Raw genomic sequence first — 25,450 nt, forward strand, 5'->3', positions numbered from 1 at the left:
CATTGATCGCAACAGCCTTGGCTGCTACTTCGCGGCAGGCCGAGCAACGAGCTATCCGTCCGCCCCGGTTGGCTCGTCGGCACTGACCGTAAGCGAGCACGTAAAGGACTGTGGAGAATAGTCTGGACAGCGTGCTTTGTCACGGCCTTCATCGACAGGCCGCATTCCGACGAAGCACGCATACTCAGGGGGAAATGGGCAGTGCGGCCGCTGACCTCTCAGAAGCCACTCGGGAGGTACCGGACGAGCCCGGCGAAACGGTCCAGAAGCGCGACTAAACTTTCGGCACCTTTTTGAAGTGAATCGGCTGGCCCGACGTTTCGGGTAGGGGATCGTCAATTTTGAGGCACCCGCTCCCCTAGACTGGAACCGACGAAATGAGGTACTTGTGGCGAAGCAGATCAATGTCGTTGGAGCGGTAATTCTCAAAGATGGTCACGTTCTCTGTGCCCAGCGAGGCCATGACAGCGCTCTTGGTGGCATGTGGGAATTCCCCGGCGGAAAGATCGAGGCCGGGGAGACGCCCAGGGAAGCCCTTGAGCGTGAAATTGTGGAAGAGCTCCATTGCCAGGTGGAAGTCGGCGCGGAGGTTACCACCACCATCCACGAGTACGACTTCGGCGTGGTGAGCCTCACGACGTTCTACTGTGAGCTTGTGACGGGAGAGCCGCGCCTCACCGAGCACGCCGAAGTACTGTGGCTCGAGCCGGAAGAACTTGACTGTTTGGCATGGGCCCCCGCCGACATTCCTGCGGTGTCTATGATCAAGGGCGCTCTCGTTAAGAATGGTTGATGTCATATGGGAGTCCGTACCGTTCGTCCTTGAACAAGATGTTCGCTTTGGATACCTGAATCGTCATCTTTCTACCCCCAGGCAGCTCAGCCCGGAAATTGTTTTCAACACCGACGGCAACACCATGCTGCGCGTCCTGCGTCAGAATCTTAGAAAATGTAAATCGTTTACATTTTCTGTCGCGTTCGTGTCCCCACGCGCCATCGCACTACTTAAACAGGAACTTGCCGATTTCAGAGGCAAGGGTCGCATAATCACGTCTGATTATCTCGGCTTCAATTCACCTGAAGCTTTCTCCGAGCTTCTCAACCTAGCGCGGCCAAACAAACTTTCCCAGGCCACAATAGACGTCCGGCTTCACCATCGCAGCGACTTCCACCCTAAAGGCTACGTATTCCATCATCCGAGTAACGTTACCGCCATCCTCGGAAGTTCAAACTTGACCGAGAATGCGTTGGTCAGGAACCACGAGTGGAATCTCAAAGTTGCCGCCGCTCATGACAGCGACCTGGCGGGACAGATCGCTGACTTGTTGAAAAGTGAGACCGATAATTCGGACGCCCTCACGGCCGAATGGATCGAGGAATATCGCGCGGTATATCGCTCTCCTCTCCAGAACGTACGCACAGGAAAGCGAACGGGCCTGAAGCGCAATTCACTAACAACCGAGCGAGCGGAAGTAGAGCACTCCTTATTGACCGATGCTGAGGACCAGGAACTTCCTCAGATCATTGTTCCCAATGCAATGCAGCGCGACGCGTTGCATGCCATCCAAACCATGCGGTTGGATGGCAAAGACAAGGCACTCGTGATCTCTGCTACGGGAACTGGTAAGACGATTCTCTCCGCACTGGATGTTCGTCACGTAGCTCCCAAACGGATGTTGTTTGTTGTGCACCGGGAGCAGATTCTCGACAAGGCCATGCGCGAATTCCAACGGGTGCTAGGCGCTGATGCCTCAAACTTCGGCAAACTGTCAGGCGGATCAAAAGACTTCCACGCCAGGTATGTGTTCGCCACGGTCCAGACCCTCTCTCAACCGGAGGTCTTGCGGCAGCTCGCACCGGACGCCTTCGACTACGTATTGGTGGATGAAGTTCACAGGGCCGGAGCCGAGAGCTATCGTCGCGTACTAGAACACTTCGAGCCACAGTTCCTTCTAGGGGTCACTGCCACACCGGAGAGGTCTGATGGGACAAACATCTATGAGCTCTTCGATTACAACGTGCCTTATGAAATTCGTCTGAACCATGCCCTTGAAGCCGGCATGCTGAGCCCCTTTCACTATTACGGCGTTGCCGATTACGAATTTGATGATGGAACCGCGTCTGCTGATCTGCCCTCTCTCGCCACGCTAACGAGCGGGGATCGCGTTAGCCACATTCTCGAAGCCATCTCGCTGTATGGACAAGCCGGTGTTCCGCCTCGCGGCTTGATTTTCTGCAGCAGAAAAGACGAGGCTGCAAAACTTTCCGAGCAGCTTAACAAACGCAGTCTGCATGGACGGCCATTGAAAACTGTCGCTTTGACAGGCGAGGATTCTATCCAGCGCCGAGAGCATCAGGTGGATCGCCTCGAGCGCGGTGAATTAGATTATATCCTGACGGTGGACATCTTTAATGAAGGCGTCGACATCCCCTCGATCAACCAAGTGATTATGCTTCGGCAGACTCAGTCCGCGATTATCTTCGTCCAGCAGCTCGGCCGCGGACTACGCAAGGATGTGGGCAAGGAATACGTAGTGGTGATCGACTTCATTGGGAACTACTCAAACAACTACTTGATTCCTATCGCGTTGTTTGGCGACGAATCCCTGAACAAGGAGTCGTTGCGACAGAACCTCATCGCTGCCGAAGAAAGTGGAGTGCTGCCTGGACTTTCGAGCGTGCGCTTCGATCGAATTTCACAGGAACGGGTTCTGCAATCTATCGTTGACACCAAACTGGACAAAATGCAGCACATTAAGGCTGCTTTTGAATCACTGAAGAATCGTCTGGGTGGTAATCCAAAGCTTATGGATTTCTACCGATTTGAGTCCGTGGATCCTGTGCTTCTAGCAACCAAGTCGGACAATTATCCGAGTCTTGTGTCCCGCCTGACCAGAATCCCAAGCGGTCTGACGCGAGTCCAGAACCGTTTATTGACCCTCCTGTCCCACGAGGTTCTAACCGCGAAGCGCCTGCATGAAGTCGTCCTGTTGAAAGAACTTCTTCAAACGGGGCAACTCACGCTTGAGGAGATTCGGCGCTTATTCGAAACGCAAGGGCTAACAGCCGATCGCCTGCACGCGCAAAGTGCGGTTGGATCGCTCACAGCGGACTTCAATACCGATGCCGAACGGAGCAAGTACAGTCATGCGGCTGTGAAATGGGTTGATGACAATACTGTCGAACCTACGCCGGAGCTCGCCGACAGTTACACCTCCTCACCAGAGTTTTCAGCCAGCGTAGATGACGTCCTCGATACCGCCCACGCGCTCATATCCGACAGGTATGCCGGCGAGTATCCGTTTGTCGTAGGCAAACAGTATTCTCGCAAGGACGCGAGCCGCCTGCTCTGCTGGCCAAGGAACGTCCAGTCCACCATTTACGGGTACAGGGTGGACCGGAACACGATGAGCTGCCCAATCTTTGTGACCTATCACAAGGCAGAAGAAGTTACCACCAGCACGGACTACGGTGATGAACTCCTCGACCACTCCACCATGCGGTGGTTCACTCGCAGCCGTAGGCGACTGACAAGTGGCGAAGTGGTCCCCATCGTGGCCAATACGGTTGCGCTGCACATTTTCGTAAAAAAAGATGACAATGACGGAGCCGATTTCTTTTATCTAGGGAGGGCGTGGTCAACGGATGCGACTGAAACCAGCATGCCGAATGACCGCAATTTGAGCGTCGTTCAAATGAATTTGAGATTTGATTCGCCCGTGCCACCGGAGATTTACGACTATTTCAAGAGACCAATTACAGTTGGATGACGGCCCTAAAACGGCCCTTAAAACCTTCACGTCGCGACGGCCCGGCGAGCCGATTTTGCCCACGCTGGCCCACAATGGAGGGGCCAAACAGGGTGTGACAGGGCCTGCCTCGCGCTGAAAACATCAGGTAACTCGGACGAAGGACTCTGGCATAGGCGCCGTCCTTCTATCCCACCCCTTGAATGGATCCGCTCCCCATGACTTCGGCCCCGCCCCTGCCTGCGCCCAAACGCTTCCCGCTCTCTGCGATGCTGGTCCTTGCCACCATTACGTTCACGGCCATCACCACCGGCGCTCTAGCACTGACAGCGGCCCGGCGAGCCGGCCCCTGGTGTTTCCTGCCTTCTGTAATCACATCGTGGGCATCAGCCCGGGCTGGCCCATCATTGAGGCCACGTCCGGACGGGCGCGGAAGGAGACGATCTAGCCTTCCATGACGGACCCGAAATACGTCCCGGACCCGACCACCGACTTGCCTGTGGCCGGAATTTCCTTGTCTCCCATGTGGATCGGCCCGGTGTTGGTGCCGGTGGATTCGATTTCCGCCGCCACCTCGTCGTCGCTGACCACCCTTCTGGTGGTTCTGGCGTGTATATCCGGAAACGCCTCAAACCATGCGTCCTTGTAGGCCTTCACCTGGGCCGCGTACGGAACGGCTCCGGCGCCATGACGTCCTTAAAGGTGAAATCATCGGCCAGCAAGTCGGCGAACGCCGCCGTGTCATGCTGGTCCCAGGCCGCCATTCCGCGGTCGTCGAGCTGCTCTACTTCAGCGCGTGACATCACACATCTCCTCCTTGTAATGTCCTGATGCGGCTCATCGTAGGCGCACGGGAGCCACAGTCAACGCTCAGTTGCTAATGCCGAATTGGGACTGGTGACCCGTCCCGGTTCACATCACTGGCGGCCTGTTGGGATGGTCCCCGTGTGCCGCCCGCGCGGCCTCATAGCTGCTGTCGAACGGCAAGGTGTCCATTTCCAGAAGGGGGTTATGGTCCTGTGTCGCCACGAGCTCGCGGGCGGCTTCGTCCGAGTCCACGCTGGGCATGGAGCCTGGCAGGTGCCGCTGGGCGGATTGGGAAGGAAGTGCATCGCGACCGCGGCGATGGCCGACGTCGCCATGAGGTAGAACGCCGGCATCAGGTCGTTGCCTGTCGCCTGGATGAGGGCTGCGATGATGAACGGGGCGGTGCCGCCGAAGATCGCCACGGCGAAATTGTAGGCGATGCCCGTGGCGGAGTAGCGGTGGGCCGTGGGGAACAGCGCGGGCAGCGCCGACGCGAGAATGGCGACGATGAACGCCACCGGAAACGCGACCATGGCCAGGCCAGCGAGGGTGGCGGGAACGGTGCCGATCGAGACCAGCAGAAACGCCGGCAGTGCCAGCACCACCGTGCTGAGGGCCCCTATCCAGAGCGCGGGGCGGCGGCCGATCCTGTCCGAGAGGCGTCCCGTCAGCGGGATGCACAGGGACATGACCACCAATACCGGAACGGTCAGCAGCGTCCCGTGGATCTCGTCGTACCCCTTGTTGGTGGTCAGGTAGGTGGGCATGTCGGACGTGAGCGCCTAACCGATAGGGTTGGGGCATGTCAGCAATTGGGGGAAATCGTTGGTCACCGGCTATTGCGCTTTTGCTGGTTCTGGCCGGTTCCGGAGTCGCACTGAGTGCCTGTGAGTACCAGGACGATAGCCCGGCTTCGAGTAGCACGCCAACCCAAACCTCCCCGCCAGCACCACCTCCCCTGCCGAAGGCCGACCCGGGCATTGCCAAGGCGCAGGCAAGAAACCAAACGCAACTCGACAGGCGCCTGGGCCCCCAGCCTGACAGTCTTGTCTTGGCCGGATCAGGCGGGCTCGGCAACGACGGATTCCGGACATCGGCCGCGGGAATACCAGAGGGCAGGTACAGAGTTACCGCTGCATGCGTTGGAGTAGTCAAAGCATCGCTCACCATCTCGCAGCCCGACCGACGGGGAGGAACAACGCATGATTTGGCCCTCGACTGCGGAACCAGAACGAGCGTGAAAGTGGATCTGCAGGTGGGACCCGTGTCCGCCCACTTCACTCGTATGACCACCGAGTCGGGTCGCGCCGCCGTCGCCGGATTCTGGATGATCCCGGCGAAGTAATCGAGAACGCTCCGCCAAGCCGTCACCACCAGCGGTGAGGGCACTCCGGGTTCTGGCATGCCCACTCAGGTACGCCGGACTCAACCTTGCCGGTGGCGGGATAGATCCGTACTTCTTCAGTCATGCAGCAGCCGGCAAACTCCGTCTTCGGATGCTCCGCCATGGCGTCGGGCATCATCATGCCGTATGCGATCCGCCAGGCCTCCTGCCCGCACACGGGACATCTGCGGACCGCCGTTCGCTTCTTTGCGGACCTCGCTTCTGTGGTCATGGCTGAAATGTATCCCCCGCCACCGACATCTGCAGCACTTACAAAAATTGCGCAGACTCCAAAAATTTTTGTAGCTGCTCCGGACGGAAGGATAGGGTCGCAAGCGACCGGGCCCGGCGTCCACAGCGGATCATCCACCGGATTAACCCGTGACGCGCCCTAAATGGAATGCCCCCTAAACAGGCACTGGCAGGGCCTGCCTCAACGCGAATAAACCGGGTACCTTTGTGGTTGGAACTTCCGGGCCAGCGACGTCCCCTTCCGCTCCTCCCCCTCTTGAATGGATCCGCTCCCCCATGTCGTCCGCCCTGCCTCCGCCTGCGCCCAAACGCTTCCCGCTGGCCGCGATGCTGGTCCTTGCCACCATCACGTTCACGGCCATCACCACCGAACTCATGCCCTCCGGCCTGCTCCCGCAGATCAGCGAAGGCCTGAGTGTCTCCGAACCTGTGGCCGGCTACCTCGCCGCCGCCTATGCCGCCGTCATCGTGGTCACGGTGATCCCGGCCGCACGGCTGCTGGCCAGAATCCCGCGGAAGACCCTGCTCGTCTCGCTCGTCCTCACCTTCGCGCTCAGCAACGTCCTCGTCGGCCTCGCACCAAACTTCGCGGCGGCCATGGGCGGGCGGCTTGTCGGCGGCCTGGCGCACGGCCTGCTCTGGACCACCGTGGCACCGTTCGTTTCACGGGTGGTCCCGGCCGACAAGGTGGGCAAGGCCCTGGCTATCGTGTTCAGCGGCAACAGCCTGGGCATGGCCATCGGCGCACCCGTCGGCACCGCACTCGGCGCGCTCCTCGGCTGGCGGGCATCGTTCCTCTTCCTGGCCGGCTTCGGCCTGCTCCTGACGGGCCTTGCTGGCTGGCTGCTGCCGCAGGTCCGCCGGGTCCCCGACGCCGTCCGTCCCTCAATGCGCAAGGCCATCGCCCAGCCCGGCGTGAAGTCGGTGGCCATCGCCTGGCCGCTGCTGGTCCTGGCCCACTTCGCGCTCTTCACCTACATCGCGCCGTTCATCCGCGAAGCCGGCCTGCCCGACTACGCCATCAGCCTCTCCCTCACCGTCCTCGGCGCCTCCGGCCTCATCGGCATCTGGATCGCCGGCATCACCGTGGATTCGCGGCCCCGCCGTTCGCTATTGATCACGACGGCGGCCATCGCCGTCGCGATGCTCCTCCTCCCGCTGGGTGGGGGAACCATCCCCGGCGCAATGATCCTCATGACTGTGTGGGGCGCTGGCCTCGGCGCCGTCGGCATCTACAACCAGGCCGCCATCCTCCGCGCCGGACGCGAAGACAGGGACGCTGCCAACGGCCTCACAGTGCTGACCATCCAGCTCGGCATCACCATCGGTGCGGTCTACGGTTCCGCTGCCCTGGTGCTGGCAGGCCCGCTCATGGTGCCCATCGCCGCGGCGGTGCCGGTCGTCGTCGCCCTTTTCATCACCTTGGCGGGCCGGAGGCACGCCTACCCGGCCGGCCGCAAAGAACGTGGCTGGTCAGAAGCCCAGGCTAACGCGCCGGAAGCCGCGGAACCGGCGCTCCAGCAGTAAAAGGGGGCCGGCAAGCCGGCCCCCTGGTGCTCAGATACCGCCTTCCCGGCTCACATCCCGGGCATCAGCCCCAACTGTCCCATCATTGAGGCGACGTCCGGATGGGCGCGGAAGGAGACGATCTTTCCGTCCCTGACCGAGGCGAAGTACGTCCCGGACCCGACGACCGACTTGCCGGTGGCGGGAATTTCCTTGTCTCCCATGTGGATCGGCCCGGTGTTGGTACCCGTGAATTCGATTTCCGCCGCCACCTCGTCGTCGCTGACCACTCTTCTGGTGGTTCTGGCGTGCATGTCCGGGAACGCCTCGAACCATGCGTCCATATAGGCTTTCACCTGCTCCCGCGTACGGAAGGGCTCGGGCGCCATGACGTCCTCAAAGGTGAAATCGTCGGCCAGCAGGCCGGCGAACGCCGCCGTGTCATGCTGGTCCCAGGCCGCCATTCCGCGGTCGTCGATCTGCTCTACTTCAGCACGTGACATCACACATCTCCTCCTTGAAATGTCCTGATGCGGCTCATCGTAGGCCTACGGGAGCCACAGTCAATGGGCTGTTTAAAAGCGCGGCTGGTCTGAGCCGGAAGTCAGGGAAACCGTCCCCTGCGCTAACTGAGCGGACACCGCGAACCGTCGGCCCGTCGTCGGCAGTTGAGGCCGAGACGGACTGGTACAAACGGCTAAGGGCCACCCTCAACCCCCGCACCTTGCCGCCGTCTTAACCCCGGCGGTAGCCTGAAAAACAGATGACGGGCCGCGTCCACCCCGGATCCGAGGGTGCCGGGTCCGGCAGCGCTCCAGGCGCAGACCCGCCACCGGAAACGGAAGTCGCGATGTCCACACTCGCACAGGGCCGGGAAGCCTACGCGGAACGGCGCTGGCCGGACGCCGTCGGGCAGTACACCGCCGTCGACCAGGACGCCGAACTTCCGGCCGGCGACCTTGAACGGCTGGCCACCTCCATCATCCTCACCGGGCGTGCCTCCGAAGGGGTGGACACCCTGGCGCGGGCGCACCTGAAGTACCTCGCCGACGGCGACTACCCCGCCGCCGGCCGCTGCGCCTTCTGGACCGGGATGAACCTCATGCTGCTGCACGAACCGGCCCGCAGCGCCGGCTGGTTCGCCCGCGCCCGCCGGATCGTCGAGGACCTGCCCGAGCCCTGCCCCTTCGAGGGCCTGCTGTCCGTCCCCGCCGGGCTGAGCTCCCTCTACCAGGGTGACGGCGCCGCCGCCGCGGAAGCCTTCGCCCGGGCCGCCGACCTCGGCCGGGAACGTGGCGACGCGGACTCGGCGGCCCTCGGCACGCTGGGCCTCGGGCAGGCAAAAATCCTGCTGGGCCAGCTCGACGACGGCCTGGCCCTGCTCGACGAAGCCATGGTGGCCGTCACCGTCGGGGAGATCTCCCCGGTCCCCGCCGGGATCATCTACTGCGCAGTGATCGAAACCTGCCACCTGGCCTTCGACCTGCACCGCGCCCACGAGTGGACCCGGGCGCTGGACCGCTGGTGCGACGCGCAGCAGAACCTGGTGTTTTTCAGCGGCCAGTGCCAGATGCACCGGGCCGAGCTGTACCGGCTGCACGGCGCCTGGGCCGAGGCGCTCGGTGCCGCGAAAACCGCGCAGGACCTCGCCTTCCAGGGCGACCGGATGGCCACCTACGGCGGCTACTACCAAGAGGCCGAAATCCACCGGCTCCGGGGCGACTTCGGCGCCTCCGAGGCCGCCTACCTGAAGGCCCAGGAGACCGGCTTCCCGCCCCAGCCCGGGCTGGCGCTCCTCCGCCTGGCCCAGGGCAGGCCGGACCAGGCCCGGACCCTGCTCCGGCAGGCCCTGGACGTCGCGGGTCCCGACTACCGGCGCCTTATGCTCGCCGCCGGCGTGGAGATCGAACTGGCCGCAGGCGACGCACCGGCAGCACGATCCGCCATGGAGGAGCTGGCCGCGCTCTGCGCCTCGATCGACATGCCCATGCTGCACGCCCTCGCCGAGCAGTCCGAGGCCGCCGTCCTGATCCACGACGGCGACCATCAGGCTGCCCTGGTCCTGCTGCGCGGGGCCTGGTCCCGCTGGCTCGGCCTCGACGCGCCGTTCGAAGCGGCCCGCTGCCGCGCCCTAATGGCCAGCCTGTGCGCCGAGCTGGGTGATGAGGAATCCGCCAAGCTGGAGCGCGAGGCGGCCCGGGCAGTGTTTTCTGAGCTGGGCGCCGCGCCGGCGCTCTCGGCGCTGGAACAGTCGCTGCCTGAGCAATCAGTTCAGGACGCGCCCGCCGCCAAGACAGTCCCGTCGCCAGCCGCCGGGAACGACGCCGGCCACTCCCCCGACGCCGGGCCGCTCACCGCCCGCGAAACCGAGGTGATCCGTCTCGTCGCCGACGGACTGAGCAACCGGGACATCGCCGTCGAGCTGTTCATCAGCGAGAAAACGGTGGCCCGGCACCTGAGCAACATCTTCACCAAGCTGGGCCTGACCTCGAGATCCGCGGCCACGGCCTACGCCTACCGGCACGGACTCGCCTGACGCCCCTCCCTGCATAAAATTGCCCATTGCCCGCGGGCGAGAGCTCGCCAAAGAAATGGGTGATTCGCCCGATTCGCTGCGCCGCGGCGAAAAATAGCGTTAGTGGCATGAACGTTTCAGTGCTCGCAGGAATGGTTTCCACCGTCCTCTTCGCGATGAGCTACCTGCCCATGCTGCTCAAGGCCCTGCACACCAGGGACCTCGACTCCTACAGCCTCGGCTACCTCGCGCTGAGCAACGTCGCCAACGCAGTCCACTCCGTCTACGTCTTCAGCCTCCCGCTGGGGCCGATCTGGCTGCTGCACTGCTTCTACGTCGCCGCCTCCGCGCTGCTGCTCATCTGGTACCTGCGCTTCAGCGTTCATAACCACCCAACTGCACCTGCATCACCAAGGAGGCACCACCATGAACACCACCCCAGCAACTGACACCGGCGGCACTGCCGGAACCGCCGCCGTCGACACCGTCATCATCGGCGCCGGACAGTCTGGCCTGGCGCTGGGCTACTACCTGGCGCAGCAGCACCGGAACTTTGTGATTCTCGACGGCGGCACCCGGGTTGGCGACGGGTGGCGGAACCGCTGGGATTCGCTGCGCCTGTTCACGCCCGCCAAGTACAACGGCCTGCCCGGCCGGCCCTTCCCCGGCGACCGCCTCGCCTTCACCACCAAGGACGAGCAGGCGGACTACCTGGAGGACTATGCCTCCCGGTTCCACCTGCCGGTCCGGCCCAACACGGCCGTCACCCGGCTGACCCACGACGGGCATCGGTTCCACGTCACGGCCGGGGCGCAGCGCTGGACGGCGGCGAACGTGGTCCTCGCCACCGGCGCCTGCCACCTGCCCAAGACGCCGGGCTTTGCGGCGGAACTGCCGTCCGACATCGTCCAGTTCCACTCCCACAGCTACAGGAACCCGGCCCAGCTCAAGCCTGGTCCGGTCCTGCTGGTGGGGGCGGGCAACTCCGGCGCGGAGATCGCCCTAGAAACCAGCCGCACACACGAAACCTGGCTGGCCGGCAGGACAACTGGCGAGATCCCGTTCCGGCACGGCCGCGCCGCGGCCCGGTTCCTCATCCCCCTGGTCCGCTTTGCCGGGATGCACGTGCTGAACACCGGCACGCCGGTAGGTCGCAAGGTGCTGCCCAAACTGGCCGGCAAGGGCAGGCCGCTGATCCGCACCAAGACCGCGGACCTCCGCGCCGCCGGCGTCCACCTGGTGCCGCGGGTCGCCGGAGTTCAGAACGGCGAGGTAATGCTCGACGACGGCCGGAGCCTTCGGGTGGCAAACGTCATCTGGTGCACGGGGTTCACCGAGGCCTATCCGTGGCTGGACATCCCGGCGCTGCCCGCGGACTGGCGGGGGCAGCAGCACCGCGGGATCGTGGATGCGCTGCCGGGCCTGTACCTGCTGGGGCAGGACCTCATCTTCGCGGCAGCATCGGAAACCCTCCCCGGCGTGTGCCGGGACGCCAGGTATCTGGCGAAGCGCCTGGCCGAGACCCGGGTTCCGCAGGACATTGCGGAGGTGCAGAGTGGGCTGGCGGCCTAGCGTATGGTTCTCCGGCGCTGGCTCAGCGGCAATAACTCAGCGGCGGCCGGAGAACCTTCACATCACCGTCGGCTTGTCCGGCCGTCCCCCATGGGACGACCGGGCTTCCTCGTAACTGCTGTCGAAGGGCAGGGTGTCCATCTCCAGCAGCGGGTTGTGGTCCTGCGTCGCCACGAGCTCGCGGGCGGCTTCCTCCGAGTCCACGCTGGGCATCGAGCCGGGCAGGTGCCGCTGCGCGGATTCCGGGAGGAAGTAGATCGCGACCGCTGCGATGGCCGACGTCGCCATGAGGTAGAACGCGGGCATCAGGTCGTTGCCTGTCGCCTGGATAAGCGCGGCGATGATGAACGGGGCGGTGCCGCCGAAGATCGCCACCGCGAAGTTGTAGGCGATGCCCATGGCGGAGTAGCGGTGGGCCGTGGGGAACAGCGCGGGGAGCGCCGAGGCGAGAATGGCAACGAAGAACGCCACCGGAAACGCAATCATGGCCAGGCCGGCGAGCGTGGCCGGAACGGTTCCAACCGAGATCAGAAGAAACGCGGGAAGCGAAAACACCACCGTGCTGATGGCCCCGATCCAGAGCACGGGGCGGCGGCCGATCCTGTCGGACAGGCGCCCGGTCAGCGGGATGCACAGCGACATGACCACCAGCACCGGAACAGTCAGCAGCGTCCCGTGGATCTCGTCGTAGCCCTTGTTGGTGGTCAGATAGGTGGGCATGTAGGACGTAAGCGCGTAGCCGACGGTGTTGCCGGCGGCCACGAGGATCATGGCCAGCACGATGTGCCGCCAGTGGTCCTTGAAGATCCCCACCGGCCCCACCGGGCGGAGCTCGTCTCCGGTTTCGTGGTGTGCGGCGGCCACGGCTTCGGCCTCCTGGGTGGCCTTGAAGGCGGGCGACTCCTCGATCTTCATGCGGAAGTAGATGGCCACGATGCCCAGCGGTCCCGCGACAAGGAACGGTATGCGCCAGCCCCAGGCCTCCATCTGTTCCTGGCCCAGGATCAGCTGGAGGGCGGACACCATCCCGGCTCCCAGTGCGAAGCCGAGGTAGCTGCCCATGTCCAGGAAGCTGACGAAGAAGCCGCGGCGGTGGTCCGGCGAATGCTCGCTCACAAATGTGGTGGCGCCGGAGTACTCGCCGCCGGTGGAGAAGCCCTGGATCAGCTTGGTGACCACCAGCAGCACCGCGGCCCAGATGCCCAGCACCGCGTACCCGGGAAGCAGGCCGACGACGAAGGTGGCCCCGGCCATCAGCATCAGGGTCATGGCCAGGACCTTCTGCCGGCCGATCTTGTCGCCGAGCCAGCCGAAGAAAACGCCTCCCAGGGGGCGGGCGATGAACGTGGCGCCGAACGTCCCCAGCAGGAAGAGGTTCTGCACAGCCCTGTCCGCCTCGGGCAGGAACACCGGGCCCATGGTGGTGATCAGGTAGCCGAACACTCCGACGTCGTACCATTCCATCGTGTTGCCCACGATGGTGCCGCCCAGCGCTTTCCGCAGCGTTCGGTGGTCGACGACGTTGATGTCAGAAACGCGCAATCGTCGCTGCTGCAGGGGTCGCTCGGTCATGGCTCGGTCACCGCCTGTTTTCAGGCTGGGCGCGTGCCGTCAGTTCGTCGGCATCCCCGTTCGGTGGAGGCCCAACTCTCCGATCATCTTCCCACTGGCGTTCTGGCACAACAATGAAAAACCGCAGCCTGCTCACACCGCCCGCGCTACCGCCGTCGTGCGTTTATCGGCGACTGGGATAGGCTCGCTTGCGGCCAAAACAAGGCATCGACTCCAACGGTAAAGGGCTGGGAATTTCTTGGATCTACTGGGCGGCATGAGCCGCGACGAACTCAGCATCTCTTCTTGGGTTGCGGCCGCCGTCTTCGCGCTTGCGGTCGGTGTTTTGCGTCCCGGCAAGCTTCATTGGACTGTGCTTGGTGCCGTCCTGCTCTTCGCGGCACTCAACGCCGGGGCTGGGATCTACGTCCTGAACCATGTCGGTGACCCGCGCTGGTCTGCGGGGGAACAGCCGCTGAGCCCTCCGTCGTTATCCGGTACGCCCATGGTGGGGCAGTTTCTCGGCCCCCTGGACGACTCTCTAAAAGCAGTGGTCGGCGGGGTGAACGCATTGCTGGCATTCAAGCAGGCGCTGCCCGTAGCGTTGGGCTTCCTTGGCACATCCGGCTGGGCCCTGCTGGTGTCGTTCCCGCTTGGCATTCTCGCCACCGTCGTCAGTTACTTCATAGATAGGCGCCGAAAGGCGGACTTCGATAAGTACCGTGCCACGGTTGATCAGCTCAAGATTGAGTTGGAACAGGTGAAGCGGCAGATCGCGTTGGGTGATTCCGCCGGCATGGCACTCCCTGCAGGGGACGACGACAGGGAGCAGACGCCCCGCCGCGCGGGATAATGGAAGCATGACCGATCGGGATCACGACGAGGATTTGTGGCAGGAGTTCGACCGGCTCCCTCCCGCAGGGCCCGACCGCGTCCGGGGACTGCCCGGCGGACAGCCGCAGGGCTTTGGCTTCCGCACGGGTGTGCGCAGTGCCAAGGTGGCCCTCGGGTTCGCCGTGTACGCCCTGGCGCTTGGAACCGTGCTGGTTCTCACCGGCGCGGTCGTGTTCATCAGCCAAGGCCGGTGGCTGCTGTTTGGGCTGATGGTGCTGATCGAGGCCGTCTTCATCTTCGCCTTCAGCCGGCTGGCGCGCCAAGCACGCAACCGGCGCTCAGCGCAGTAGCGGTGGCCATGGGACGACGGCGGGAGGTACCGTCGTCGTCCTCTGTTTCGGTTTTGTTCTTACTGGTCCGACGCCGGGTCCGTACCGCCCGTTGACACCAGCGGTCCCAGCATCAGACTCCCTGGCACGAACTCCTCACCGCATTCCGCGCACAACACCAACGGTTTCAGGTCGGCCCCGCAGCTGTGCCGGTAAGAGGCACGGGGCGTCTCGTCGCGCATCCACGTGCTGCTCCACGCTGCAAGGGAAATGAGGATGGGTGCGACTTCGGCCCCGGAAGTTGTGAGGTGGTACTCATAGCGCGCGGGGCGCTCGGAGTACTGGACGCGCTCGATCACGCCACGGCTTTCGAGGGTGCGCAGTCGGCCCGTCAGGATGTCGCGGGACGCGCCGGTATTGCGTGCGATCTGATCGAACCGGTGAACGCCCAGGGACATCTCACGAAGCGCCAGCAGCGCCCACCGCTCCCCCAACACGTCGAGGCCTGCCGCGATGAAACATGCCCTCGGAGCATCCACTGCCTTATCGGTCGGCCGATTCACCGTTCACCTGCTTTCAGTACATTTCTTCAATTATATAGTCAGTTGGAAAATCCAACCGACTCAGCTAATCTAAAACTCTGAGGCCACGGCAACCGTGTCGCCGCCCGATCCGACACCAGGAGAAACCATGCCACTGCTATCGGGCGCCGTCGTTCTTGTCACCGGCGCGAACGGAGGGCTGGGCCGTGAGCTCGTGGAACAGGCCCTCGCCCGCGGCGCTGCGAAGGTGTACGCAACAGCCCGCCGTCCGCAAAAGTGGAGCGACTCCCGGGTCGTCCCTCTTGCCCTCGATATCACCAACGCCGACTCGATCCGGGCAGCCGTCACCCAGGCCCCGGACGTGACGGTCCTGATCAACAACGCCGGCATGAGCGTCGAATCGGACACTTTGTTGGCCCTCTCCGACGCGGAGATCCGTGAAGTCATGGAGACCAACTTCTTCGGACCCGTTGCCCTGACCAGGGCGTTCGCTCCGGTGCTCGCCGCAAGCGGGACATCAGCGGTCCTCAACATCCACTCGGTGCTCAGCTGGATCGCACTCACCGGCGCCTACAGCGCATCAAAGGCCGCGCTATGGTCGGCCACCAACTCCTTCCGAGTAGAGCTGGCGCCCCAGGGCACGCAGGTCACGGGTGTGCACGTCGGCTACATCGACACGGCCATGGCTGAGGGCGTGGATGCCCCCAAGACCTCCCCAGAGGAAGTCGCGCGGAAGTCGTTCGATGGGCTCGAGCAGGGTGACTACGAGGTCATCGTGGATGACATCAGCGCCGGCGTGAAACTAGGCCTGTCCGGCTCGATCGCGGATCTGTACCCGGCCCTGGCAGCCAACGCCCCAGACTGACCGCCACCAACCGTGAAGATCTGCAGAGAACCTAAGGAGGAAACCCCTTGTCAACCAACGCCTCAGCGGAGCGCTCGGAAACCTTCACCTGGATGGACCCGGCCATCGCACTCGAACAGCTGCCACGACTGTCGGGTCTGGACTACTTTTCCGGCCTCCGCGACGGCAGCATTGCGCCCCCGCCGATCGCTTCCCTGATGAATTTCGATCTCGTCGATGCTAAGTACGGTCACGTCGAGTTCCAGTGCGAGCCAGGCGAAGCGCACTACAACCCCCTGGGGATGGTGCACGGTGGCCTGGCATGCACGCTCCTCGACACGGTACTCGGCTGCGCAGCACACAGCACTTTGGAAGCAGGGATGGGCTACACCTCCATCGATCTGGCGGTCAAATACCTTCGGCCCATCACGCTTCAGAAGGGTGCTCTTCGCGCAGAGGGGTCGGTGGTGAAATCCGGCCCGCGGGTGATATTCACCGAAGGCCGCCTGAGCACCGCCAGCGGAGAACTCCTCGCCACCGCGACGAGCACGCTGCTCATCTTCCCCCACCAACCGGGCGGATTGACGAGATGACTGAGACCGCCACCGCAGTTGCCCTGACGCCTGCCGCCCATGACCGCGTCTTGTCCCCTGCCGCCCCTTCGGGGATGCCGGCGTTGAGCCGCTTCGGCATTCCCCTGGGGCTTGCCGGCCTCGGCGGCGGCTGGTCCGCCGCGAGGGGCACACTCGGATCCCCGATATGGCCGGAGGAAATCCTGTTCGGAGCAGCCGGCTCTCTGTGGCTGGTTCTGACGGCCGTCTACGTGCTCCGGGGCCTTCGCCGAAAAGGAACATTCAGGGCCGACCTGAGACACGAAGTGGCAGGGCCCTTTGCGTCCTTCATCCCGCTGGTGGGGATCCTGCTTTCGTCCCACTACGGCCAGTATCTGCCGCCATGGGGCGCCTGGCTGTGTATGGCTTTCATTGCCGCCCTTGCCATCGTCGCCGCGCAGCTCCTGGCCCACTGGGTCACCCGCGGGGTATCCATGCAATCCATCCATCCCGGCTACCTGCTGCCCGTCGTGGCCGGATCCTTCGTTGCCAGCATCGGATTCTCAAGCATCCACGCCCATGATGCGGCCATGGCCGCGTTCGGCGTTGGCGCGTTTTTCTGGCTGGTCGTAGGAACCGTCGTCACCGTGCGCCTGATGACCGGGGGCGCGCTGCCACCAGCCGCTACGACCGGACTGTCCGCCTACCTGGCTGCGCCAGCAACAGCCAATATCGCCTGGATGGTGTCACATCCAGGACCCGCGGGGGCAGTGCAGCTCGGCCTCACGGGCGTGCTGGTCATCATGGCGCTGATGCAAGTCATGCTCCTCCCCGAGTACCGCAAGCTTCCCTTCACGCCGATGTTCTGGGTGTTTACCTTTCCTGTTGGCGCAACCGCGAACTATTCCATCCGCTGGCTTGCCACAACCGACCTCCCCGGCCGGGAAATCTACGCCTGGACGATTCTGGGCCTCGCAACAGCCTTTACGTTGGTCATTGCGGCTCGCACCGTGCCGACAGGAAACCCACGCCGAAGTTAGCGCGACTCGCGGCGCCACGAAACACAGAAGTGCCCTGATGAGGCCCTCGGCCGGGATACGGATCCGCACACGGGGTTCAGCGACCACCCGGTGTCAGTGCCTGATTACAACCTTGCCGAGGTGAGCACCCCTCTCCAGGTAGGAGGCTGCGTCGGGTGCTGCCTCGAAGGGAAGACACGGTCGACCACCGGCTGCAGCATGGCAGCAGGTGGAGAATCAGCGGTCAGGCCGGGATTAACGGCTCATTGAGGCCGTTACTTGATGAGACCCTTGGTGCGCGCTTCCTTGAGCCAGTCCGGAAATTCCTCCAGCATCTTCTCGAACAGCAGGGCGTCGCTGATCGCGTCGACGTCGCCGATAGGCTCGTAGTTGGCATTGTCGACGTAACGCTGGGTGAGCGTGTCCAGCTGCTCGAGAAATGGCATCGGTTGCCGCCCGATCGAGAGGAATTTCCAGAAGATCGGGGCAGTGGACACTTCGGTCAGAGCCTGAATGGCATCGTTCTTGTTATCCGGGGCACCGTCGGTAAGGAACAGGGCATACACCGGGATGTCTGCGGGGCCGGTCAGAGTAGGTTGTGCCTTGCCGAGTCCGAAGAACCCCCTTTTGGGCGGCGCAAACCCGAAGTGGTTCCGGATGGTGAGGAACGCGTCGCCATAGTTTGTGGTGCCCATATGCCGCCCCTTGGTCAGGCGGTCTACGGAGCCTGCAAAGTCACCGATGCTGATCTCGCCCAAGTACGCGGCTTTAGTGTCAAAGACGAAGAAGTCGATGGCCCCGTCGTCGTCGAACTGAGTTGCCAGTGCTAGTGCCTTTTCGACCAGGCGCTGCATAGCCCCTGAGGCATAAACCCCGCTCATGGAGCCTGAGAAGTCTAAGGCGACCGCAACTTTCGCCGTCTGGCCGTTCAGACCTGAGAGGTCGACGGCGTGAGATGCGGACTTGGCCAATGAGAGAAGGCCGGGCGCCTGTGAGCTGATTTTGTCGAGGGAAAGTGCCATTACTTGTCCTTTTCGTTGAGTGTTGCCTGCAAGCCGTCGCCCGTGGCGAATCCGACAGGGTCCCCGCGTCAGCATCGCCGGGGCGGCCGTCAGCTGTATCGGGTTACCTAGTCGACTTGCTTAGTTCTGGCTGTTGGACCGCATGTGCACGGCTACGAGAGCTACCGCCTCGCCATCAGCTCGTGCATAGCGGACGATCGCGCGAATACATCCGTAGAGCCCGAAGACGATCGCTCCCCAGAAAACAATGTAGGTGCCGCCAGCTCTTGTTGCGGACGTCAGTGTCCCTAGGCTGACGACCAGTCCCGCAGCGAAAATGGCGCCGTTAATCAGTGCAGAGTTACGCGCTTTCCGGCGGATCGCGGAAGCCACCTCGTAGACCGTTCGACTGTTTTCCGACATTTGATACCCCCATCAATTTCGGGCTCGTCAGAGCCTGCCTCCTCGTGGTAGCCCTAGTCCTTGAGCGCGTTGACGCAATGGCTGCGGCTGTAAAAGGAAGCATTTCTGAGTTAATGACTCGTTCCTCAAGATTTGGGCAAGATCGAGAAAGGTTTTCCCAAGGGTGTGATAAAAGGCCCTCTGCAGCCCTGTTCAAGCGACGGAGGGCCGCTAAGATAATCAATGAGTCAGGGGGGACTTACTCCTGGTCGCACGGTCGGAATCATGCCGTTTACTCAGGCAGGACTCGCTTTACAGGAGTTGGTTTAACTTTGTTTTTCAAGACTTTTGGTTGGTCTTTCGCGGTCACCGCTGCCGCCCTAATCATTGCGCTGCTCTACGGCGGCCCGCAGGCGCTCATACTTTGCCTCATATTGGGCATCCTTGAAGTCAGCCTCAGCTTCGACAATGCAGTGGTCAATGCCCGCATTCTGGAACGGATGAATCCTTTCTGGCAGAAAATGTTTCTGTCCGTCGGCATCATCATCGCTGTGTTTGGCATGCGGGTCCTCTTCCCGCTTCTGATCGTCGGCGTCACCGCTAAATTGAACCCGGTAGAAGCTGTCAATCTGGCACTCCAGAAGGGTGACCCGCACACGCCGGGGACTTACGGATACCTGCTGCATGAAGCACACCCACAGATTGCCGCCTTCGGTGGCCTGTTTCTGCTCATGCTCTTCCTGGACTTTATTTTCGAGGACCGGGACATCAAATGGATCAAGGCGCTGGAGATTCCCCTCGCAAAGCTCGGCAAACTCGAGGGCGCGTCTATGGTGGTGGGCCTCTTTGCTCTGGCCGTTGCCGGCCTCCTCTCAGGAGAACATCAAGGCATAGTTCTGCTGTCGGGTCTCATGGGAATGATCACCTACCTCCTTGTCAACGGGCTGGGTAACTTCTTCGATGTGGACGCAGACGACGACGTCGATTTCGACGATGCCGCCGCCGTCACGCACACGGGCCCAAGCGGTGCAGCCAAGGTCGCAGGCAAAGCCGCCTTTATGCTCTTTTTGTACTTGGAAGTCATCGACGCCTCCTTCTCGTTCGACGGCGTCATCGGTGCGTTCGCCATCACGGCGGACCCGATCATCATCGCTCTTGGTTTGGGCCTGATTGGTGCAATGTTCGTGCGTTCGCTAACCGTGTACCTTGTCCGCCAGGGAACGCTTGACGAATTCGAATATCTTGACCATGGCGCCCATTGGGCCATCGGCGCCTTGGCCGTCATCCTGCTTGTAACCATCTCTGTGCCTGTCAACGAGGTTGTGACCGGCCTGATCGGCGTCGTATTCATCGGCGCTGCTTTCGCGGGCTCGATCACCCGGAACAGGAGAAAAGCCCTGGCCGGGGATTCCGCCGAAACGCCAGAAATGGTTACGACAAGTACCAAGTAAGCAATAGACGACAGGAGTAAAACAATGGGGTTGAGTCTGCAAAAAGGCCAGTCGCTATCTTTGACCAAGCAAAACGGTGAGTCCTTGACTTACATCCGCCTCGGGTTGGGCTGGGACTCTGCTGTTCCAGCCAAGCGAGGTATTTTCGGGGGGACAAAGACTGTCGACATCGATCTGGATGCTTCAGCGATCCTTTTTGATGCCAATAAGCAGCCACTGGAGGCGGTGTTCTTCAACCAGCTGCGCAGCAAGGATGGTTCCATTCAACACGCTGGCGACAACCTCACCGGCGACGGCGATGGCGACGACGAGACGATCACTGTCAACTTGGCGTCGGTTTCCCCGGCGGTGGAACACATCGTGTTCGTCATCACGAGCTACAGCCAGCAGACGTTCGATTTGGTTCAAAACGCGTTCTGCCGCGTGATTGACGACTCCGTACCAGGCAGCCCTGAAGTAGCCAAGTACCAGCTCGGAGAATCCGGCCGCTACACGGCAATGGTGATGGCCAAGCTCTCCCGTATTGGCGGCACATGGAACTTTCAAGCAATCGGTGCACCGGCAAATGGGAAAACGGCCCATGACGTTGTCGGCCCCGCAGCCGCAGTCCTCTAACATCCGACCCGACACACAACTAAGGAGACAACAACCTTGGCAAGCCTGACTCTCACCAAAGGAAGCAACCTGTCCCTGAGCAAAGCCGACCCGCAGCTGCGCAAGGCGATGATCGGACTCGGATGGGATCCGCGGACGACTGCTGGCGAACAATTCGACCTGGATGCTTCGGCTCTGCTTCTGACCGCAGCAGGCAAAGTCCGGTCGAATGACGACTTCATCTTCTACAACCAGCTGCAATCAGCGGACGGTTCGGTTGTTCATCAAGGTGACAATCGCACGGGCGAAGGCGAAGGCGACGACGAGCAGATTCTCATTGATCTTGCCGCTGTTTCTCCAGAGATCGAAAAAATCGTCATCGTCGTTTCGATCGATCAGGCTGAGGCTCGGCGACAGAACTTCGGCCAGGTTCGCGACGCTTTCTGCCGGGTAGTGAACGAAGACACCGACAATGAGATCGTCCGGTACGACTTGACTGAAGACGCAGCGGCGGAAACTTGCATGATCTTCTCCGAAATATACCGGCACAACGGTGACTGGAAGTTCCGTGCCGTGGGCCAAGGCTACGCGACAGGCCTTCGCGGCATTGCGTCCGATTTCGGCATCGCACTCGACTAGTTTGACCTGAGGCTCTTGGACGTCTGTGGCGTCCAAGGGCCTCAAACTCATCAGGCGCCAACTTCAAGGAGCATGACAATGGCCGGACTTACCCTAACTAAAGGCAGTAACCTATCGCTTACCAAGTCTGATCCAGGCTTGAGCAAAGTTCATGTCGGACTTGGCTGGGACCCGAGGACAACAACAGGCGATGCCTTCGACCTCGACGCCTCAGCTTTATTGCTGGGTAATGACGGAAAGGTCCGATCCTCCGCCGACTTCATTTTTTACAACCAGCCCTCCACTGCGGACGGTACCGTCGTCCATAAGGGCGACAATCGCTCCGGCGAGGGGGCCGGCGATGACGAGGCCATCGCTGTCGATCTCTCGACCTTGGCCGCGGACATCGCCCGTATCGTGTTTGTCGTTTCAATCGATCAGGCCGACACCAGACGTCAGAACTTCGGCCAAGTCCGGTCCGCGTACTGCCGTGTGGTTAACCAGGAAACTGACGCGGAGGTTGTTCGATACGACCTCAGCGAAGATGCCGCCCCCGAGACCTGCATGATCTTCTCTGAGCTTTACCGCTATAACGGCGAGTGGAAGTTCAAGGCCGTAGGACAGGGCTACGCCTCGGGACTAGCTGGTGTCGCAGCTGACTTTGGCGTCCAACTCACCTAACCTCCTCAACGCGAAGGATCAAACAATGAGCATTCAACTGACCCCGCCGGACGCTTCCGATTCGGCCCTTCTGCTGAAAGCCCCGGAGCCCCCGGAGATCGTCAAGGTAGACGCAGCACCGGGCATGGTTCCGGTGCCGGTCGAGCGCCAAGCGGAAATCAATGAGCAGGCGAGGGAATACATCGCAGAAGTTGCTACCCTAAACCCACTCAGCCCGGAATACACGAGCAAGATTGACGGGATAAACAGGCTGGCCGGTCAGCAGCTCGTAGCGTCTTCCAACACCTCGAGCCGCCTCCTCGAGCGATCCTCCACATCCGTTGCCGGTGCCAAGAAGTCAGGAAACAGTGCCCAAGTGTACGTGGCTTCCACACTGGGTGAATTGCGGTCGACTGTCGAGGACCTCACACCCAACCAGGCAGATTTTAGCGTTGGACGCAAGATTCTCGGTGTGATTCCCGGCGGAAACAAGATGGCTAAGTACTTCCAAAAGTACGAGTCCTCGCAAAAACAGCTGGACAAAATCATCAAGTCCCTCATGGCGGGGCAGGACGAACTGCTGAAGGACAACGCCAGCCTTGCGGAGGAAAAAGCGCAGCTTTGGGAAACCATGCAGGGGCTGAGCGAGTACGCTGTTTTCGCGAAAGCACTTGACACGGCTACAGCCGCAAAGATCGATGCAATGAAGCTTCGAGGACAGATCGAGGAAGCCAATAAGCTGGACTCGGATGTGCTCTTCCCGATCCGTCAGCGACACCAGGACATCCTGACTCAGCTTGCCGTCTCAGTCCAGGGCTATCTGGCCATCGACATGATCCGCAAGAACAACACCGAGCTCATCAAGGGCGTCGAGAGGGCCCGGACAACCACCATTTCCGCGTTGCGGACGGCTGTGATCGTGGCCCAGGCCTTGGCAAATCAGAAGATGGTGCTCGACCAAATCGACGCCATCAACACGACCACCAACAACATGATCCTGAAGACAAGTGAAATGCTGAAGGAACAGACCGGCAGAATTCACCAACAGGCGGCCAGCTCCGGGGTCAGCGTTGAAACACTCCAGAGAGCGTTCGACAACGTCTTTCAGACAATGGACGCTATCGACACCTTCCGTTCCCAGGCCAACAAGAGCATGGAGGGAACGGTCCTAGCGCTCGAGTCCGGGCTGGAACGTGCTAGGCCCTATCTGGAACGAGTGCGTCAGCAAGAGGGCAACTGATGCAGCGCATAGGCAACTCGTGCCGATAACATGGTCGGTAAGTTTCTAGGGTCCCTGTTCGGCAACGGCTCTACGAGCCACGCCGTTGCCGAACAGCGATACGTTGTTGAAGACGAACGCGCCGACGAGCTAGCGGCAAGTAAAGTTGCGCTGACTGAACTGCGCCGCATTCTCCGCCTCAACGGCGCGGAGTTGCCTACCGTCGCCTACTCTCAGTTCCGCCAAATTGATGACCTGCTTGCCGTCTTGATTGCGCACATGCAGGAGTCAGGCGTTTCGACCGAACAGAGCATACTCTTGGGGGCTATCGTAGGTGACTACCTGCCGACGTCGTTGCAGAAGTACCTAATGCTTGGGAAATCTTCCCGGCGCGAAGGTTCTCCGGAATCCCGTACTCTGTGTGCGCAGCTAGCCACTCTGTATCCAACGGCACTGAATCTCGACAACCAGGTCCGGAGCGGGGCCGCTACAGAACTAGCCATTCACGGCCGCTTTCTGCAGGACAAATTCGATCTGGGCAGTCTTCATCTGGAAGGAAGTTAATTGCCATCTATGATTCCCGGCAGCAACGCGTCGTTGACGGCCGAGAACCCCGAACTACGTCGGGTCCTCGTCGGCTTCGGATGGACCGTTACGCCGAGCCACGGACCGCAGTCCGAGCTAGTTCCCATGGCAATCATGTGTGGCCATGACGGCCGAGCTTTGTCCGACGAGCACCTTGTATTCTTCAATCAGCTCTCTAACCCGGAGGGTGGCGTCGAATTTGTGGGCACTCAAGACGAAGAGCAGATCGACGTTCACTTGGAGCTCGTTCCCGACGACGTTCGAAAGATCGCTTTCGTTGTCTACGTCGATCCTGACGTGAGAGGGCTGGGAAATTTTGGCGCCGTGAAAAATTCTTATGTTCGTTTGGCAGATGAACGTAACCGCGAGCTGCTGAGGTTTGACATTCCCGGCGGCAGCCAAAGTCAGATCAAGGCCATGATGTTTGGTGAAATATACCGCCACGGTGACGGCTGGAAGTTCCGAGCCGTCGGACAAGGCTACCAGAACGGGCTAAACGGCGTGGCTGCTGACTATGGATTGCAGCTCTGAAGTGGATATGAACCGGCGGACTCCGCGCCCGGACATCGTCTATATTTCACGACGCACTAAAAGGGTTGAACCGGCCGGAGGCAGCGATGACGTCGTTGGCAGCGCCGCCCATGCGGAGCCACTTGATGTTTCCAGCCCTGGGTCATCGACGAAACGGCCGACCGGCCCGCTGGACCTTACTCGTCCCCTACGTGAGGGCGGAGGATCTTCGCGGGCGGCCTCCCCGTCATCGCCTTCACGATCTTCAATTGAAAATGGGCTCACGCTCCGCCGATCCCCCGCAGCTGGAGCCGCTTCAATGTCCGCCGATTACGTTGCTGGGCGCCCTCGTTCCCTCAACTTGGCAAGACACAGCGGCGGAGTGCCCTCACCCCGGGAGGCCACAGCCGAACCTCCGCGCCGGGCTCAGGACGGCGCTTCTTCCCTCCTGTTTCCGGCTCCTTCTTTCGCTAGCGTCCGCCACCTTTCTCAGGAGACTCCCGTGGTCCGCCTGAACTCGCGTCAGGCGGGGATCGGTACGCTTCTGGTCTCCGGAGCACAGTCAACGGCGTGGGAGGGGAACGACCTGACCACTGGTGCGGAATGCCTTAATGGACAAAAAATGGGTACCACCGTCTTTACCCGGGGGAACCGGCCGCTGGTGGCGTTTCACGAAGGGGCGGTCGCGGTCACTCTTCGCCATCTCCGGCATCTGCGACGCGCCATATTCATTTCAGGACAGGCACCATTGATAGTCCGACTTTTCGATGGAGCAGCAGCAGCCGTCCCTGCCGCGATATCAAGGGACGAAGTTGCTGTCTTGTACCTGTCACGTATTGATGAACTCATTGAGCTCCGAGCCGAGTATGTGGCGAATACCAGTGACGACAAGATATGGGCTGATTTTGGTTTCCGGATGACCACGCCGGTAGACGGCCACATCGCAGGCGGCTGA

Annotated in this window: 27 protein-coding genes and 1 pseudogene; 20 read left to right on the top strand and 8 right to left on the bottom strand. The window is 61.7% G+C overall.

The features are described from left to right. The first annotated feature begins 388 nt into the window (after positions 1 to 388). Entirely contained in the window at positions 389 to 793 is a 405-nt protein-coding gene (locus tag AC57BR_RS11760; RefSeq protein ID WP_496360684.1) for a (deoxy)nucleoside triphosphate pyrophosphohydrolase, read from the top strand. After that, complete coding sequence (locus AC57BR_RS11765; protein WP_496360686.1) at positions 786 to 3,770, top strand: DEAD/DEAH box helicase; 2,985 nt, start codon at positions 786 to 788, stop codon at positions 3,768 to 3,770. The genes AC57BR_RS11760 and AC57BR_RS11765 overlap by 8 nt, the downstream gene beginning before the upstream one ends. Before the next feature lie 423 nt (positions 3,771 to 4,193). On the opposite strand, the gene AC57BR_RS11770 is transcribed toward AC57BR_RS11765, so the two are convergent. From AC57BR_RS11770 to AC57BR_RS11780, 3 genes and pseudogenes are all read right to left on the bottom strand, one after another. Further along, positions 4,194 to 4,406, bottom strand: coding sequence for an ester cyclase (locus tag AC57BR_RS11770; protein WP_496360688.1), 213 nt, complete (start codon positions 4,404 to 4,406; stop codon positions 4,194 to 4,196). Continuing rightward, on the bottom strand, positions 4,403 to 4,552 hold the full coding sequence (locus AC57BR_RS11775; protein WP_496360690.1) for a hypothetical protein: 150 nt from the start codon (positions 4,550 to 4,552) through the stop codon (positions 4,403 to 4,405). The genes AC57BR_RS11770 and AC57BR_RS11775 overlap by 4 nt, the downstream gene beginning before the upstream one ends. A gap of 109 nt (positions 4,553 to 4,661) precedes the next feature. Then, positions 4,662 to 5,338 (bottom strand): annotated as a pseudogene (locus AC57BR_RS11780) (MFS transporter); the annotation flags it as partial. 20 nt (positions 5,339 to 5,358) lie between these two features. On the opposite strand from AC57BR_RS11780, the gene AC57BR_RS11785 reads away from it, so the two are divergent. Further along, complete coding sequence (locus AC57BR_RS11785) at positions 5,359 to 5,901, top strand: DUF6023 family protein (protein WP_496360692.1); 543 nt, start codon at positions 5,359 to 5,361, stop codon at positions 5,899 to 5,901. A gap of 22 nt (positions 5,902 to 5,923) precedes the next feature. On the opposite strand, the gene AC57BR_RS11790 is transcribed toward AC57BR_RS11785, so the two are convergent. Further along, positions 5,924 to 6,172: a hypothetical protein gene (locus tag AC57BR_RS11790; protein ID WP_496360694.1), complete on the bottom strand. Its 249-nt coding sequence runs from the start codon at positions 6,170 to 6,172 to the stop codon at positions 5,924 to 5,926. A gap of 296 nt (positions 6,173 to 6,468) precedes the next feature. Here AC57BR_RS11790 and AC57BR_RS11795 point away from each other — a divergent pair, with 296 nt between their 5' ends. Next, complete coding sequence (locus AC57BR_RS11795) at positions 6,469 to 7,719, top strand: MFS transporter (protein WP_496360696.1); 1,251 nt, start codon at positions 6,469 to 6,471, stop codon at positions 7,717 to 7,719. Positions 7,720 to 7,769: 50 nt separating this feature from the next. On the opposite strand, the gene AC57BR_RS11800 is transcribed toward AC57BR_RS11795, so the two are convergent. After that, complete coding sequence (locus AC57BR_RS11800; RefSeq protein WP_496360698.1) at positions 7,770 to 8,201, bottom strand: ester cyclase; 432 nt, start codon at positions 8,199 to 8,201, stop codon at positions 7,770 to 7,772. Positions 8,202 to 8,548: 347 nt separating this feature from the next. On the opposite strand from AC57BR_RS11800, the gene AC57BR_RS11805 reads away from it, so the two are divergent. The 3 genes from AC57BR_RS11805 (at position 8,549) to AC57BR_RS11815 (ending at position 11,785) form a co-directional block, all read left to right on the top strand. Beyond that, positions 8,549 to 10,234, top strand: coding sequence for a helix-turn-helix transcriptional regulator (locus AC57BR_RS11805; protein WP_496360700.1), 1,686 nt, complete (start codon positions 8,549 to 8,551; stop codon positions 10,232 to 10,234). Positions 10,235 to 10,341: 107 nt separating this feature from the next. Beyond that, positions 10,342 to 10,662 carry a hypothetical protein gene (locus AC57BR_RS11810; protein WP_496360702.1) on the top strand — a complete coding sequence of 107 codons (321 nt, stop codon included), beginning with the start codon at positions 10,342 to 10,344 and terminating at the stop codon, positions 10,660 to 10,662. Next, positions 10,640 to 11,785, top strand: a complete 1,146-nt coding sequence (locus tag AC57BR_RS11815; RefSeq protein WP_496360704.1) for a flavin-containing monooxygenase — start codon at positions 10,640 to 10,642, stop codon at positions 11,783 to 11,785. The genes AC57BR_RS11810 and AC57BR_RS11815 overlap by 23 nt, the downstream gene beginning before the upstream one ends. A 57-nt stretch (positions 11,786 to 11,842) precedes the next feature. On the opposite strand, the gene AC57BR_RS11820 is transcribed toward AC57BR_RS11815, so the two are convergent. Further along, complete coding sequence (locus AC57BR_RS11820) at positions 11,843 to 13,357, bottom strand: MFS transporter (protein ID WP_496360706.1); 1,515 nt, start codon at positions 13,355 to 13,357, stop codon at positions 11,843 to 11,845. A gap of 256 nt (positions 13,358 to 13,613) precedes the next feature. Between AC57BR_RS11820 and AC57BR_RS11825 the strand changes: the two genes are divergently transcribed. Together AC57BR_RS11825 and AC57BR_RS11830 are read left to right on the top strand one after the other, a co-directional pair. Then, positions 13,614 to 14,189, top strand: coding sequence for a hypothetical protein (locus AC57BR_RS11825; RefSeq protein ID WP_496360708.1), 576 nt, complete (start codon positions 13,614 to 13,616; stop codon positions 14,187 to 14,189). Positions 14,190 to 14,196: 7 nt separating this feature from the next. Continuing rightward, a complete protein-coding gene (locus AC57BR_RS11830) occupies positions 14,197 to 14,520 on the top strand; it encodes a hypothetical protein (protein WP_496360710.1) in 324 nt (107 codons plus the stop codon). A 59-nt stretch (positions 14,521 to 14,579) separates the two neighbouring features. Here the strand turns inward: AC57BR_RS11830 and AC57BR_RS11835 are convergent, their stop codons facing one another. Then, positions 14,580 to 15,062, bottom strand: coding sequence for a winged helix-turn-helix transcriptional regulator (locus AC57BR_RS11835; protein WP_496360712.1), 483 nt, complete (start codon positions 15,060 to 15,062; stop codon positions 14,580 to 14,582). Positions 15,063 to 15,189: 127 nt separating this feature from the next. Between AC57BR_RS11835 and AC57BR_RS11840 the strand changes: the two genes are divergently transcribed. Genes AC57BR_RS11840 through AC57BR_RS11850 form a run of 3 tightly spaced genes read left to right on the top strand, consistent with a single transcriptional unit; the run spans position 15,190 to position 17,476 of the window. Next, complete coding sequence (locus AC57BR_RS11840) at positions 15,190 to 15,906, top strand: SDR family oxidoreductase (protein ID WP_496360714.1); 717 nt, start codon at positions 15,190 to 15,192, stop codon at positions 15,904 to 15,906. Positions 15,907 to 15,953: 47 nt separating this feature from the next. Then, positions 15,954 to 16,478, top strand: a complete 525-nt coding sequence (locus tag AC57BR_RS11845) for a PaaI family thioesterase (protein ID WP_496360716.1) — start codon at positions 15,954 to 15,956, stop codon at positions 16,476 to 16,478. Further along, positions 16,475 to 17,476 (top strand): SLAC1 family transporter, encoded by a 1,002-nt coding sequence (locus tag AC57BR_RS11850; protein WP_496360718.1) that lies wholly within the window; start codon positions 16,475 to 16,477, stop codon positions 17,474 to 17,476. The genes AC57BR_RS11845 and AC57BR_RS11850 overlap by 4 nt, the downstream gene beginning before the upstream one ends. A gap of 254 nt (positions 17,477 to 17,730) precedes the next feature. Here AC57BR_RS11850 and AC57BR_RS11855 read toward each other — a convergent pair whose 3' ends face one another. Next, positions 17,731 to 18,477: a VWA domain-containing protein gene (locus AC57BR_RS11855; RefSeq protein WP_496360720.1), complete on the bottom strand. Its 747-nt coding sequence runs from the start codon at positions 18,475 to 18,477 to the stop codon at positions 17,731 to 17,733. Between the two features lie 713 nt (positions 18,478 to 19,190). On the opposite strand from AC57BR_RS11855, the gene AC57BR_RS11860 reads away from it, so the two are divergent. The 8 genes from AC57BR_RS11860 (at position 19,191) to AC57BR_RS11895 (ending at position 25,450) form a co-directional block, all read left to right on the top strand. After that, positions 19,191 to 20,309 carry a DUF475 domain-containing protein gene (locus tag AC57BR_RS11860; RefSeq protein WP_496360722.1) on the top strand — a complete coding sequence of 373 codons (1,119 nt, stop codon included), beginning with the start codon at positions 19,191 to 19,193 and terminating at the stop codon, positions 20,307 to 20,309. A 24-nt stretch (positions 20,310 to 20,333) separates the two neighbouring features. Further along, entirely contained in the window at positions 20,334 to 20,924 is a 591-nt protein-coding gene (locus AC57BR_RS11865) for a TerD family protein (RefSeq protein WP_496360724.1), read from the top strand. Positions 20,925 to 20,960: 36 nt separating this feature from the next. Then, positions 20,961 to 21,542: a TerD family protein gene (locus AC57BR_RS11870; protein ID WP_496360726.1), complete on the top strand. Its 582-nt coding sequence runs from the start codon at positions 20,961 to 20,963 to the stop codon at positions 21,540 to 21,542. 78 nt (positions 21,543 to 21,620) lie between these two features. Beyond that, a complete protein-coding gene (locus AC57BR_RS11875; RefSeq protein ID WP_496360728.1) occupies positions 21,621 to 22,202 on the top strand; it encodes a TerD family protein in 582 nt (193 codons plus the stop codon). Positions 22,203 to 22,227: 25 nt separating this feature from the next. Further along, positions 22,228 to 23,421, top strand: a complete 1,194-nt coding sequence (locus AC57BR_RS11880; protein ID WP_496360730.1) for a toxic anion resistance protein — start codon at positions 22,228 to 22,230, stop codon at positions 23,419 to 23,421. A gap of 30 nt (positions 23,422 to 23,451) precedes the next feature. Beyond that, a complete protein-coding gene (locus AC57BR_RS11885; RefSeq protein ID WP_496360732.1) occupies positions 23,452 to 23,964 on the top strand; it encodes a hypothetical protein in 513 nt (170 codons plus the stop codon). Between the two features lie 9 nt (positions 23,965 to 23,973). Then, complete coding sequence (locus AC57BR_RS11890) at positions 23,974 to 24,516, top strand: TerD family protein (RefSeq protein ID WP_496360734.1); 543 nt, start codon at positions 23,974 to 23,976, stop codon at positions 24,514 to 24,516. Between the two features lie 481 nt (positions 24,517 to 24,997). Then, positions 24,998 to 25,450 carry a hypothetical protein gene (locus AC57BR_RS11895; RefSeq protein ID WP_496360736.1) on the top strand — a complete coding sequence of 151 codons (453 nt, stop codon included), beginning with the start codon at positions 24,998 to 25,000 and terminating at the stop codon, positions 25,448 to 25,450.

Source organism: Arthrobacter sp. BGA-UO-ETr-C19 (assembly GCF_059568005.1).

Coding starts and splice junctions, on each gene's coding strand:
- AC57BR_RS11765 (WP_496360686.1), top strand. CDS start 786: ATGGTTGATGTCATATGGGAGTCCGTACCGTTCGTCCTTGAACAAGAT.
- AC57BR_RS11775 (WP_496360690.1), bottom strand. CDS start 4,552: ATGTCACGCGCTGAAGTAGAGCAGCTCGACGACCGCGGAATGGCGGCC.
- AC57BR_RS11785 (WP_496360692.1), top strand. CDS start 5,359: ATGTCAGCAATTGGGGGAAATCGTTGGTCACCGGCTATTGCGCTTTTG.
- AC57BR_RS11790 (WP_496360694.1), bottom strand. CDS start 6,172: ATGACCACAGAAGCGAGGTCCGCAAAGAAGCGAACGGCGGTCCGCAGA.
- AC57BR_RS11795 (WP_496360696.1), top strand. CDS start 6,469: ATGTCGTCCGCCCTGCCTCCGCCTGCGCCCAAACGCTTCCCGCTGGCC.
- AC57BR_RS11800 (WP_496360698.1), bottom strand. CDS start 8,201: ATGTCACGTGCTGAAGTAGAGCAGATCGACGACCGCGGAATGGCGGCC.
- AC57BR_RS11805 (WP_496360700.1), top strand. CDS start 8,549: ATGTCCACACTCGCACAGGGCCGGGAAGCCTACGCGGAACGGCGCTGG.
- AC57BR_RS11810 (WP_496360702.1), top strand. CDS start 10,342: ATGAACGTTTCAGTGCTCGCAGGAATGGTTTCCACCGTCCTCTTCGCG.
- AC57BR_RS11815 (WP_496360704.1), top strand. CDS start 10,640: ATGAACACCACCCCAGCAACTGACACCGGCGGCACTGCCGGAACCGCC.
- AC57BR_RS11820 (WP_496360706.1), bottom strand. CDS start 13,357: ATGACCGAGCGACCCCTGCAGCAGCGACGATTGCGCGTTTCTGACATC.
- AC57BR_RS11825 (WP_496360708.1), top strand. CDS start 13,614: ATGAGCCGCGACGAACTCAGCATCTCTTCTTGGGTTGCGGCCGCCGTC.
- AC57BR_RS11830 (WP_496360710.1), top strand. CDS start 14,197: ATGACCGATCGGGATCACGACGAGGATTTGTGGCAGGAGTTCGACCGG.
- AC57BR_RS11840 (WP_496360714.1), top strand. CDS start 15,190: ATGCCACTGCTATCGGGCGCCGTCGTTCTTGTCACCGGCGCGAACGGA.
- AC57BR_RS11850 (WP_496360718.1), top strand. CDS start 16,475: ATGACTGAGACCGCCACCGCAGTTGCCCTGACGCCTGCCGCCCATGAC.
- AC57BR_RS11855 (WP_496360720.1), bottom strand. CDS start 18,477: ATGGCACTTTCCCTCGACAAAATCAGCTCACAGGCGCCCGGCCTTCTC.
- AC57BR_RS11865 (WP_496360724.1), top strand. CDS start 20,334: ATGGGGTTGAGTCTGCAAAAAGGCCAGTCGCTATCTTTGACCAAGCAA.
- AC57BR_RS11875 (WP_496360728.1), top strand. CDS start 21,621: ATGGCCGGACTTACCCTAACTAAAGGCAGTAACCTATCGCTTACCAAG.
- AC57BR_RS11880 (WP_496360730.1), top strand. CDS start 22,228: ATGAGCATTCAACTGACCCCGCCGGACGCTTCCGATTCGGCCCTTCTG.
- AC57BR_RS11885 (WP_496360732.1), top strand. CDS start 23,452: ATGGTCGGTAAGTTTCTAGGGTCCCTGTTCGGCAACGGCTCTACGAGC.
- AC57BR_RS11890 (WP_496360734.1), top strand. CDS start 23,974: ATGATTCCCGGCAGCAACGCGTCGTTGACGGCCGAGAACCCCGAACTA.